The 11,731-nt window shown below is 48.4% G+C and carries 11 protein-coding genes and 1 riboswitch; of the genes, 1 reads left to right on the top strand and 10 read right to left on the bottom strand.

The features are described 5' to 3' along the window. Positions 1–33: 33 nt before the first annotated feature. A riboswitch (SAM riboswitch) is annotated at positions 34–175 on the bottom strand. 138 nt (positions 176–313) lie between these two features. The 3 genes from MKY73_RS03960 to MKY73_RS03950 all read right to left on the bottom strand — a co-directional run bounded on the left by MKY73_RS03960 (position 314) and on the right by MKY73_RS03950 (position 2,918). Then, entirely contained in the window at positions 314–1,030 is a 717-nt protein-coding gene (locus MKY73_RS03960; protein ID WP_253440686.1) for a Cthe_2314 family HEPN domain-containing protein, read from the bottom strand. Positions 1,031–1,224: 194 nt separating this feature from the next. Further along, the gene (locus MKY73_RS03955; protein WP_339237535.1) at positions 1,225–2,163 is read right to left on the bottom strand and encodes a heme A synthase; all 939 of its coding nucleotides are present in this window, start codon (positions 2,161–2,163) and stop codon (positions 1,225–1,227) included. A 410-nt stretch (positions 2,164–2,573) separates the two neighbouring features. Further along, on the bottom strand, positions 2,574–2,918 hold the full coding sequence (locus MKY73_RS03950; RefSeq protein WP_017692403.1) for a thioredoxin family protein: 345 nt from the start codon (positions 2,916–2,918) through the stop codon (positions 2,574–2,576). A gap of 142 nt (positions 2,919–3,060) precedes the next feature. Here MKY73_RS03950 and MKY73_RS03945 point away from each other — a divergent pair, with 142 nt between their 5' ends. Then, the gene (locus MKY73_RS03945) at positions 3,061–4,347 is read left to right on the top strand and encodes a DUF2515 family protein (RefSeq protein ID WP_339305767.1); all 1,287 of its coding nucleotides are present in this window, start codon (positions 3,061–3,063) and stop codon (positions 4,345–4,347) included. A 226-nt stretch (positions 4,348–4,573) separates the two neighbouring features. On the opposite strand, the gene MKY73_RS03940 is transcribed toward MKY73_RS03945, so the two are convergent. From MKY73_RS03940 to MKY73_RS03910, 7 genes are all read right to left on the bottom strand, one after another. Further along, complete coding sequence (locus tag MKY73_RS03940; protein ID WP_339305765.1) at positions 4,574–6,202, bottom strand: polysaccharide biosynthesis protein; 1,629 nt, start codon at positions 6,200–6,202, stop codon at positions 4,574–4,576. A gap of 61 nt (positions 6,203–6,263) precedes the next feature. After that, positions 6,264–6,704 (bottom strand): DUF456 domain-containing protein, encoded by a 441-nt coding sequence (locus tag MKY73_RS03935; protein ID WP_047841365.1) that lies wholly within the window; start codon positions 6,702–6,704, stop codon positions 6,264–6,266. Positions 6,705–6,758: 54 nt separating this feature from the next. Further along, positions 6,759–7,508, bottom strand: coding sequence for a Cof-type HAD-IIB family hydrolase (locus MKY73_RS03930; protein ID WP_339237542.1), 750 nt, complete (start codon positions 7,506–7,508; stop codon positions 6,759–6,761). 397 nt (positions 7,509–7,905) lie between these two features. Then, the gene (locus MKY73_RS03925; RefSeq protein WP_339305763.1) at positions 7,906–8,778 is read right to left on the bottom strand and encodes a metal ABC transporter permease; all 873 of its coding nucleotides are present in this window, start codon (positions 8,776–8,778) and stop codon (positions 7,906–7,908) included. Continuing rightward, on the bottom strand, positions 8,778–9,737 hold the full coding sequence (locus MKY73_RS03920) for a metal ABC transporter permease (protein ID WP_339305761.1): 960 nt from the start codon (positions 9,735–9,737) through the stop codon (positions 8,778–8,780). Before MKY73_RS03920 ends, MKY73_RS03925 begins: the two co-directional genes overlap by 1 nt. Positions 9,738–9,740: 3 nt before the next feature. After that, the gene (locus MKY73_RS03915; RefSeq protein ID WP_339305759.1) at positions 9,741–10,562 is read right to left on the bottom strand and encodes a metal ABC transporter ATP-binding protein; all 822 of its coding nucleotides are present in this window, start codon (positions 10,560–10,562) and stop codon (positions 9,741–9,743) included. Between the two features lie 31 nt (positions 10,563–10,593). Further along, a complete protein-coding gene (locus MKY73_RS03910; RefSeq protein ID WP_339308476.1) occupies positions 10,594–11,538 on the bottom strand; it encodes a zinc ABC transporter substrate-binding protein in 945 nt (314 codons plus the stop codon). Positions 11,539–11,731 lie beyond the last annotated feature (193 nt).

Raw genomic sequence — 11,731 nt, 5'->3', positions numbered from 1 at the left:
ACAAAGAGGGCTCTTCACGTGAAAGAATATACCTTCTCATCTGCCAAAATCGTGCCTTGCACCATTTTGTAGGAATTAGCACCTAACATTTATAACGAATGATACATGTATCATGTCATTACAAATCGGTTGCCGGGCTTCATCGGGCCTGTCCCTCCGCCGCTCTCGATAAGAAATATGTTATTGTAGGATTTTATAAGTTCATGTAGTTCATGCTTTATAATGTGAATGTAACTTTTGAGAAATATCAGTTCTTTCTTCGTCATTGTAACACTCTAATTGAAACTCAGTATATTCCAAGTATTCCGATTTGTCAAAGGGAATTATTTCTTTGCCATATTTTATTGATATAACGATAAGAGGCTGTTAACGTTTCACAGACCATATCCACGCCCTGACGCATTTCCTGCACATGCTGATTCAGATCCTCCAACTTTACTTTACCTTGCAAGGTCTGGTGTAACTGCCACAGGTCATCGTGCATTTCTGAGTTCATGTAGTGAATTTCCATATTACGTCGTTTGCGCAGCTTGCTCATCGGCTCCCGGTATGAGTCCTTGATCTGAATTAATTTCAACGCAAGATCATGATGCTCCCTCGCATAATCGAACTGCCTTAACACCGTAAAATAAGAAAAATGCGCTTTTGTATTTGAAGTATTCAACTGGAATATTTCATTCAATACGGTACCGACTTTATCCAGAATGGCAAAGCAGCGGATGAAGCCATCTTTGTAGAAATACACATATCGGGCATACTCGGCTTTTTCAGTCGGCGTCATGTCGTCCGTTGAGCCTGCAACGACCTTTTTGCGAAAATGAGCTGCAGCGAAGCTGCTTTGCTCCAGTTCATCCAGTGAGGAGATGAGTCCCTGAGTCCACACATACAGTTTCCGATAGTCATGCGTGGGATCATGATCCACATGCATTTGCCGCTGAAAGAGCTCAAGTGTATGCGCCATGGAGTCCATCGCTTCCTTCAATTTACCTTCGTTTATACGCGGTTTTTCCCCCAACAACGTTCGCAGCATATTTAACCTCCTCTTTTCCGAATCAACAAGAATTCATCACCGTAAAACTTCATCCATTCCGTGTAATTGCTGCTTGCCATAGGTTGCCCTGATCCCCCTGACATCAAACAAAGTCCACCTGTCCAATGATGTACATCACTGGATGGTGGACTTTCATATTAGGCCGAGTACCTTCAAGAGAACTGTATCTGTATCTAGAACCGATTAACCGGTCGATGCAGCTTGTACACCAGGAAACTCATATACGTCAAAACCCCGAACAATATGGCGATATCCAGCATATGAGCGAGCGCTACGAACATGTATACTTCCGGGCGGTTCATTGTCACCATCATGAAAATACCAATAACGACTTGCATCAGGATGAGAACAACGGATACCACGCCAAGGGTACGCATTTCCTTGTTGTCTGGATGATTACGGTAAGCGAAATGACCCAGAATTGCAATAACAATGACGAGCGACGCTGCTGCTGCACGGTGAGCAAAAGCAACCGCTACCCCTCCTGAAAGCTCAGGAATAATCTGCCCGTTACAGAGCGGAAATCCGGAACATCCGCCAGCAGAATTCGTGTGGCTCACAAATGCACCTGTGTATACCACGAGATATGTGTAAATGGTGGAGAACCAGACCAGATTCCTGAATTTTTTGCTCACCCGAGGGTATTTATTCAGTCGCTCCAATCCGCCATCTTTTGCCTCCTGCCTTATGCCCAGCGCCATCATCAGGGAACTGGCAAAAGCAATCAGTGCAAAGCCGAAATGCAGTGCCATGACTGCTGAAGATTGGGAGAAGACAACAGCAAAAGCCCCCATAATTCCCTGCACGATAACAAATACCAGGGTTAAGAAAGAGAACAATTGCAGGTCACGACGTGACTTGCCAAACAGCAGAAAAGCAACAAACGAGGCAATGGACAACAATCCAGCCAGTGCGCTTACAGCGCGATGGGAATATTCAATAAGTGAAGCCACAGTATGTGCCGGAACGAGTTTCCCGTTACATAAAGGCCATTCCGTTCCGCAACCAAGGCCCGATTCCGTTTTGGTTACGATGCCTCCACCAAAAGTGGCCAGAAACATGACAAGACAGGTTAATACGGTTAACCATTTAAACAAAGTTAAGTGTTTCAATTTTTTCTCACCCGCTGTTGGTTTAAGATGGCGAAGAATATTCTCCGCTTGTTTCGATACTTTGACACTTATTTCACAACTAAATTCATTATACCGGATAAAATGTTCATTGACGCCCGCGCTTTGTGACAAAATGTTAACGTCTGATGAAATAATGACCCATAGGTCACTGGGGATATGTAATTGAGGGATATGCCAGTTGAATTGTGTCTTAAACTGAATCCTAAACACACAAACGCCATTTCCCTATTTCAAGAGAAATGGCATTTTTTTTAGTATACCCTTTTACGACATGAACCTGTCATACTTTTATATAAGTTCTTTCAACATTTACACAATAACAGCGATCGGAAGGTTATTCTGTCATCGGAGTGTCTGTGTGAATATTCATCATTTGAACTTATATAACATCATTTATGAATCGTGTTGTACACCTCAACTGCGCGATCCAGGAACTGCTCAATCTCTTCTCTCGACTTGCGCAGCTTGTTCACGTACCGTACGAGTTCGCGCCCATCTGTATACGCCACAAAGCTCGGAATGCCAAGAATATTCTGCTCTTCACTGACCGTTCCAACCTGATCCACGTCGACCTCAATCAAAGTCAGTTCACGTGCATATTTCTCTTCAACCTCAGGCATAAACGGATCGATGTATTTGCAGTCACCACACCAGTCTGCCTTGAATACGGCAATCGTCAAACGTGGGGATTGGATGGCTACATCAAAAGCCGGTTTGGAAGTAATCTGTTCCATTCGGTTCATCTCCCTTTCTGTACCTTGTCTTATCCTAAGTGAAGCAAATTGGCGAGTGGAAGTCAAATAATCAGCGCATACTTAGAATAAACCACATAGTCTGTGAATTTAAACCCAGAACATCATGAAAGGGTGTCACATCATGACTTCCACCCGAACCGATTCTTCCAGTGAACAGCATCACGGGTCCCTACTGCAGATGGTTCGTTCCATTCCGGGAGCTGCCCGGGAAATCTGGCGTGGTAAACAAGCGGCTTGGCAAGCTTCAGCACAGCTTCGTCACCCTTTGCGTAACATCGCGTGGGATACCGATACGGCAGCTGCCTTGCAGTCTGAGGTGGAGCGTTTGCTGCCTGCCAGCAACAAATCATTTGCACGCACGGATCAGGTTCAAAGCGCACTCGTCTGCGAAGAAGATTGCATCATTCTGGAAGAGATAAAAACACTGACCCAGGAGCACAATCGGAGTAATATCACCCGCACGGCAGCCTATCTGGAATGTTATGAGCAATATCCTGAACTGCATTGGGCACTGCTGGCCCATATGGTCTCTCGCAACGGTGGATATCATATGACAGATCTTCAGAGTGATTTGATGCATAATCTGCAGAATCAGAGCGATCGCGAGCATATGTATCGGCTGCTGGAGCGATGCAATGCACTCATTTTCCAGGATGCCTATCCCCAGCTTCAGCTGTATATGCACAGTCGCCGGATTGGACGAAGCTGTTTTCATCTCTTGTCGCACTTTCACGTATCGGCGTTCATGACGCCGTTTTGGGAACGCTTTTGGCTGGAACGGTGCAGCTCACTGCTCAGTGTAGCATTAATTATTAATGAGCAGAACTATATCGAGAGCCGGGTGGTGCAGCATCCTTATTTTCAAAAAGAAGTACTCTCCAAACCCGCATTCCATCTGCACAATCTGGCGGGGCTTAATCATATCGTCTTTCCTCTTGGGCGGGGAGCAGGACTCGCAGGGCGCGTTATTGAACATTTTGGCAAGCTGGATGAGCGGATCTTGTTTGGCAAAGGCCTATATGCTCTGTTGTTTGGGATGGAGCAAGTCCACACACAAGTGTTGGCATTCGCACGTTCGGTTCCCCATCGTGGCTCGCGGGCTGAGTATTGGCCTGGCCTGTTTACCGATCGTGAAGATGAGGCTGGTGATCATGCATTATATGCTCAGGCGTTACTTGACGAAGAATGGCTTCCAGAAGGGCAACGATTATACAGTCCTGAACTGCTCTCCGTATGGGGAGATACGCCTTATGAACCGATCACCAGACATGACTGGCTACAGACTCGGGATTGTCTCGGTTATCTGACAGCACCACGTCGGCCCTGGCTGTTTGAGATGAGTCACGAACACCGGTATGGCATGCTGAAAACAGCACTGGCTCATGATGCGAAAGCCATCACACACTAATGCTGAGGATCTGATGTGGCAGGCAAAGCTAAGCTGGATGATTGAATTTCCCAATGTACCGCTAATTCTCGCTTGCTGGGCTAATATTCAACGCAGTCACGCAGCTCGCCTTAGCGATATAAAAAGCCCTGTCCGCTTAACAGCAGACAGAGCTTTTATCCATGAACTTTTATCATTTATCCGATGTTCACAACATATTGGAGCTTGAATGATGCTCCGTGTATTCTTAACCTCTTTGCCCGGCTCCACGTTGAAGACGCATAAGTGGACGGAGAATTTTTTGCAGAATACGGGGGTAACTGCCCAGCTCGTCCTTGCGTAATACACGCAGCACAACCATGAGAACCAGATACACCACCACAACAAGCACACCAACCACAAGGCAGGTAAGCAAGAAGGATACACGCGCTGGCAGGAACAGTCCAAAGATCGTATTCCCAATCCAGTTCGTTGCAAATCCTACACCTGCTGCAAGCAACACTGTAATGATAAACCCTTTCCAACGATCTCCCATGATGGAGAAATCAACGATTTTGCGAAGGACCCGCAGATTCAGGTACGTGATGACCAGGAAACAAAGGGCCGTTGCAATAATGATGCCGTAAATGCCAAAGATCGGCGCCAGAATCAGACTTGCGATCAGTTTGACTACAACACCTGCTGCCACACTAATCATCGTAATCCGTGGTTTCCCTACCCCAAGCAAAATGGAGTTGGTGGTCATCATTGTAATCTGGAAAATAGTACCGAATGTCAGCAAGGCAATAATCGGCGTTCCATCCAGATTGGTAAACAGCAATCCGTTGACCGAATATGCTGCCGCACAAAGTGCAATGACAATCGGCATACCTGTCAGAATCGAAATACGCATCGCAAGTGTAACCTGACTCTTCAGATGCGCTTCATCCTTGCGGGCAAATGCTGCCGATATGACTGGCACCAACGATTGACTTAAAGCGATCGCCAGAATCGGAGGGATACCCGCAATACTTTGGGCCTTAGCACCCAAGATCGCAAGAACGCCCGTCGCTTCTTCGAGTCCAATCTGGCCACTGAGCAGCGGAACCACAAGGGATGAATCGATGAAGTTAATGGCTGGAACTGCAAGTGAGGACAGCACAATGGGAATAGACAGCTTGAAGATATCGCTGTAGATACCTCGCATCGGTAGCTGCTTTGCAGGCTCGTAATTCAATTGGGCCGCACGGTCGCTACGACGCAGCTTCAAGGTGAAGTATAGCATGACACCAAAGGCACCCACACTTCCCAATACCCCACCAAATGAGGCACCCGCAGCAATCGTTTGGTCATCGTAATTCCATTGCAGCATGACATAAGCCACGATAATGGCTGTACCTACACGGGCGAACTGTTCCACAATCTGCGAAATGCCACCCGCTGTCATGTTGCCTCTTCCCTGGAAATATCCACGCATCATTGCAATGGCCGGGAACAGCAGCAAGGCTGGAGCCAAGGCGCGAATGGCGCTGACCGATGCCGGTACTTTGGAGACATACGTGGCATAATAAGGTGCAGCGAACCACAATAAAGCAGACATGACTACCCCGGCGACAGCCGCAAAGATCAGGGCTGCACGATAGATCTGTTGAGCTTCACCCGCGCGTCCGAGCGCATAGCGTTCCGATACCATTTTGCTAAGTGTACTCGGTATGCCCGCCGTTGCTACAGTTAACAGCATTAAATATACCGTATTGGAGATGGTAAACGATGCGTTACCGACATCTCCGAGGATATGCTCCAGTGGCACCCGTTGAACCAACCCGAGTACTCTCGCGATTAGCGCAGCGGCTGCCAGAATGAGCGTACCCCTAATGAATGTTTCTTTCTTAGACAAACGAATTCCCCTTCTTTCCTCCACACCGGACGTGCATCCCGTTGAAGCTAATCCTGAACGTTTAGGCGAATCTTACCACCCAGATAATAAAGAGAACAATCATGACGATTTGCAAAATAATTTTCATCACCGTACTCGTAAATAGTCCCACGACGGAACCAAATCCAACTTTCGATGCTTTGGAAGGTGAAGACCCTCCGATCAGTTCCCCGATAAAAGCACCGATAAATGGTCCCAACACCAGTCCGAATGCCGGAATGACAAATGGGCCAATGATAACACCAATGGTACTCAGCGTGGTCGATAACTTGGAGCCACCGAACTTCTTCACACCCCATGCGCTGACGACATAATCAGCCACAAACAACACAACCACAATCAGAATCTGGATGATCCAGAACCATACACCGAACGGATCAAAGCTGAAGAACCAGCCGTAGACCAGAAACGCGAAGAAAATCGCTACAGCACCAGGCAGTATGGGATATACCGTTCCGGCCATCCCCACTGCAAACAGCAGCACAATTAAAATCCAGGCAACGGTTGCGAGCAAAGGTTACTCCCCCTTCAAAATATGTTCACGAATCACTTCGACGATGCCGTCTTCATTGTTACTCGCTACGATCAGATCAGCCGCTTCCTTCACCTGCTCTTGCGCATTACCCATAGCTACACCCAAACCTACCGCCTCAATGACAGCCAGATCGTTCAAGCTGTCTCCGACAGCAACAACTTCGGACATCTCGATGCCCAGCAGCTTGCAGACTTCCGCTACACCACTAGCTTTGGATATACCTGCAGGGTTGATCTCAATATTAACGGGTGAGGAATTCGTCATTTGCAGACCACCCATTTGTTGCAGTTCCATCATGATCTGGTGACGAACTTCATCCACTTCGGTATTGAAGCCGAATTTCAACCATTCCAGACCTTCAATATTGTCCGTCCAACGGTCACGATTGAACAGCTCTTCCACGGAGTATGCCCAGTACCAGCTGTTATATTTCTCACCGATCTCCTGCATTCTGCGAATCAATGCCGGGTCCATCAGATGACGCATATGCAGATCATGCGGAGCTTTCCAGACCTCACTGCCGTTAACAGTAACCATCGGTGTCTCCAGCCCAAGTTGCACCGCATAAGGCATCGCGTGGAAAACGGCTCTTCCCGTGGATAGGCACACATGTACACCCCGACGAATGGCAATCTGAATCCACTTGGCGGTCTCCTGCGTAATTTCATGATTATCATTAAGCAATGTTCCATCCATATCCAATGCAAGCAATTTGTATTTCAGTTCACTCATACAGTAGTTCCTCCTAGGTTGTCTCTCTCCAAGTTGAACTCATGGATATCCATTCAGGCATTAAAGGGAGCCCTTTCCGTTCCACAATGGTTCTCCAGATCAACTTAAAGGTTCTCTTTATCTATTGGTAAACATTCTTTCACAACAAGATCGCCCGGCTTCCGTAAAAACGGACGCTCCGGACGTCACAGCTAACGACATTTTACCACAGATCATCTGTATGCAACAAAATAACCCGTAATCAGCAGGATGACGCTACAATATCATTTTATATTACATTTCTTATATCCGGTTGCCCTTTGTAAAGTCATACGTCCAGACACGCAAAAAACCGCCTGCATTGCAGACGGCTTCTTGTAATTTTGTTTATTCACCTATAATTCACTTTAACCTTCAATTACCGTGCTGCGAATTTGCGACGAGCGTAACGGAATACAATGCCATGTTTTGGGGACAGCAGCAGTGCGAGAACAAACAAAACCCCAGCAAATGCCACCATGCAGCCCGCGATGGAAGCATCCAGGGCGTATGCCATGATGTAACCTCCAACCGAGGAAGCTGCTCCGATCAAAACGGCATACAGAATCATTTTACCCAGACGATCTGTGAGCAGGTACGCCGTCGCCGCAGGCACAATCAGCATGCCCACCACGAGGATTGAACCCACACTTTCAAATGAAGCTACGGATGTCATGGAAACGAGTCCCATGAGCAGATAGTGGAACAGCACTACTGGAATGCCACAGGCAGCAGCCAGCGCCGGATCGAAGGCACACAACTTGAACTGTTTGTAGAACAGCCCAATGACGACGAGGATAACGAGTAACGTGATACCAAGCATCCAGACTGCCCTCGGCCCCACATCAGTGCCCCCAAGGGTTAGCGTATCCCACTGTACATAAGCGATCTCACCGAACAAGACACAGTCCAGATCCAGATCGATGTGCTGAGCGTTTAGACTAATCAGAATGACACCTACGGCGAAGAGTGCTGTGAACACAATTCCGATCGAGGCATCAGACGAGAGTCCACCTGCCTGTAAACTCTGTATGAAGAACACCGTAAGTAATCCAAACACCGTTGCACCGAGCAGCATCCACAACGAATCTCTGGAACCGCTCCACAGGAAAGCAATCGCAATACCAGGGAGAACCGCATGGCTGATCGCATCACCGACCAGAGCCATTCGCCGCAGAATCAGAAAACAACCGAGGATGGCGCAGGCAGAAGAAACCAGTACGGCCGTCAAGATAATCCAAAACGTTGCCATTACATCTCCCCCCGTTCCTGCTGATTCCGCTGTGTGGCGAGAGTCTGAAGTGTAGCCCGCTCTTCACGCATATATGCGGACTTCGCCTGAATACTGCGTAACCGCCTGGCTAATAATCCACGACGCGGTGCGAGCAAGGCTGATCCGGCAAACAACGCCGTAGCCGCAAGAACAGTTACAGGACCTGTCGGCAGATTAGGAACAAGCGTGCTGAAGATGGTTCCTGTCGCTCCACTCAATGCACCAAATATGCCTGCCAACACCACCATCAGTGCGAGTGAGTCGGTCCAGCAACGTGCCGCTGCTGCCGGAGTTACCAGCAAGGCTGCAACAAGCACCACACCAACCGCCTGAATCCCGGCCACCACCGCGATTACCGTCAAGAGCAGAATAAGCTGCTCCAACATGGCAACTGGCAGTCCCATACCTCGTGCAAATCCCGGGTCAAAACTCACCAGTTTGAATTCCTTGAACCAGGCCAGACAGGCAATCAGCAATACGAGACATACACCACCCATGACATACACATCCGTCATGACCATGGATGCCGCCTGCCCAAACAAATATTTATCAAGTCCGCTTTGACTTCCGCTCGCTCCATGCTGGATGCGCGTCAGCATCACTACACCAATCCCGAAAAATACGGTCAATACAATGCCCATCGCCGCATCCTGTTTGATCCGGGAGTAGCGTGTAATCCACGAAATTCCGAAGGTAGCGACAATACCGGCCACCAGAGCACCGAACAGGAATAAACCTACGGACTTCGTTTCCGTCAACATAAATGCAATACAGATCCCAGGCAGCGCAGCATGGGCAAGGGTGTCCCCCATCAGACTCTGCTTGCGAAGGAAGGTGAAGGAGCCAATAATTCCACTGCTGAATCCAAGCAGCAGACAGCCAAGCAATATCCAACGGGTATTGGGGTCGGACAAGATGGCAATGATCCAGTTCCACATGTACTACACCTTGCCTTTCTCCGTCCGGCTTCCGATCATGGCAATCCGGCCTCCGTACGTCTCTTGCAGTGTATCCGGTACAAATACTTCACTTGTCGGCCCACCTGCCACCAGTCGTCCATTAAGCAACAGCACATGGTCGAAGTACTCCTCAACTGTTGCCAGATCATGGTGAACAACCAGTACCGTCTTACCTTGTTTCTTCAACTGTTCCAACAGGGAAATGATCGCTTTCTCCGTGGTTGCATCCACACCTGCAAACGGCTCATCCATGAAATACAGATCTGCGTCTTGCACGAGTGCCCGCGCCAGAAAGACACGCTGCTGCTGTCCACCGGACAACTGACTGATCTGACGGTACATGTAATCGCCCATGCCAACTTGTTCCAGGCAGTGTGCTGCCAGGTCTCTCTCCTTTTTCCCCGGACGACGGAACCAGCCCAGATGACCATACCGTCCCATCATCACTACATCGAGTGCATGCGTAGGGAAATCCCAGTCGACCGATTCCCGTTGGGGTACATATCCAATACGACGCCGTTGTTCCCGGTAAGATTGTCCGAAGATCCGTACCTCACCGTGCATCTTCGGTACCAGTCCCAGAACGGCTTTGATCAGGGTCGATTTCCCTGCACCATTCGGTCCGAGAATTCCGATAAGCTGCCCTTCCGGGATGTCGAAGGAAACGCTGCTAAGCACCGGCTTTTTGTGATACGCAACGGCCAAATCCCTCACACTAAGAGGAGCTGATGTAGGCAGCGTTCCCTGCAAGTGGCTGTTGTTCAGATTCGAAGGGGTTTGTTGCGATAAAATAGTATCATTCATAATCCTGTAACTCCTCTCTTCATAGGATTCATTATTTCAAGGCTTCTACAATCGTCTCAACATTGTGGCGAATCATACCGATATATGTGCCTTCTTCCGTTCCTTCAGCCCCCATGGCATCCGAGAACAGTTCTCCACCAATGCTGACCGTATGCCCTTTTTGAGCCGCTCCGGCAATAATGGCTTCCATCGCTTTGGCAGGCACACTCGATTCAACAAAAACGGCTTTGATCTGGTTATCCACGAGATAATCTCTCAGTTCGCTAACATCTTTTGCACCGTATTCGGCTGCTGTACTAATGCCCTGAAGCCCCATCACTTTCATGCCATAAGCCTGACCGAAATATCCAAATGCATCATGTGCCGTGACCAATACCCGGCTTGCTTCTGGAATCTCCAGAATCTTCTCACGTACCTCGGTATCCAGATCTTTGAGCTTCGCCAGGTATGTCTCTGCCTGAGCCTTGTATTCTTCCGCATGATCCGGGTCCGCCTCCACGAGCGTATCGCGCACGGCCTCTGCCGCATGCATCCAGTGGCTGACGTTAAACCAGACGTGTGGGTCATATTCCGTGCCGCCTGTGTCTTTGCCTGAGTGTAACTCCTCGACTGGAATGGTCTCTGTAACAGCTGTAACCAGCTTGCTTGAGGACATTTTCTCCAAAATGTCTGTCATTTTGCCTTCGAGATGCAGTCCATTATAAAAAATGACTTTTGCTTGTTCCAGCTTGCGAATATCACCTTGGGATGCCTTGTACAAGTGGGGGTCAACGCCCGGGCCCATGAGCCCGGTAACCTCAACATATGCTCCGCCTACCTCACGTGCTACGTCAGCGATCATGCCCGTTGTAGCGGTTACTTGCAGCTTGCCGTTGTTGCTCGTCTCCGCATCACTTGAACATGCTGAAAGTACGACAACCAGCACCAGAGCCGCTAGCGTGATGACTCCCCTCTGAATACTCCTCATCTTCACCATTAACAATTCAATCGTCCCCTTTCCCTCTCCTAAAAGTATTGTCCACATCTAATTTTGTTGTACAAGGTATTAAGTTTTAATCAAGACTAATAATGTTTCCCTTGTGCAAATTTTATCCGAAGCCAAAAAAAAAGGCAAGGGATTATTTCCCCTGCCTGTCCAAATGTACATTTAATTCACTTCATGAACCGTT

The organism is Paenibacillus sp. FSL R5-0519 (assembly GCF_037974275.1).
Taxonomy (GTDB): domain Bacteria; phylum Bacillota; class Bacilli; order Paenibacillales; family Paenibacillaceae; genus Paenibacillus.
The sequence above is the reverse complement of the archived record's forward strand: the minus strand, read 5'-3'. Positions and strand labels throughout refer to the sequence as shown.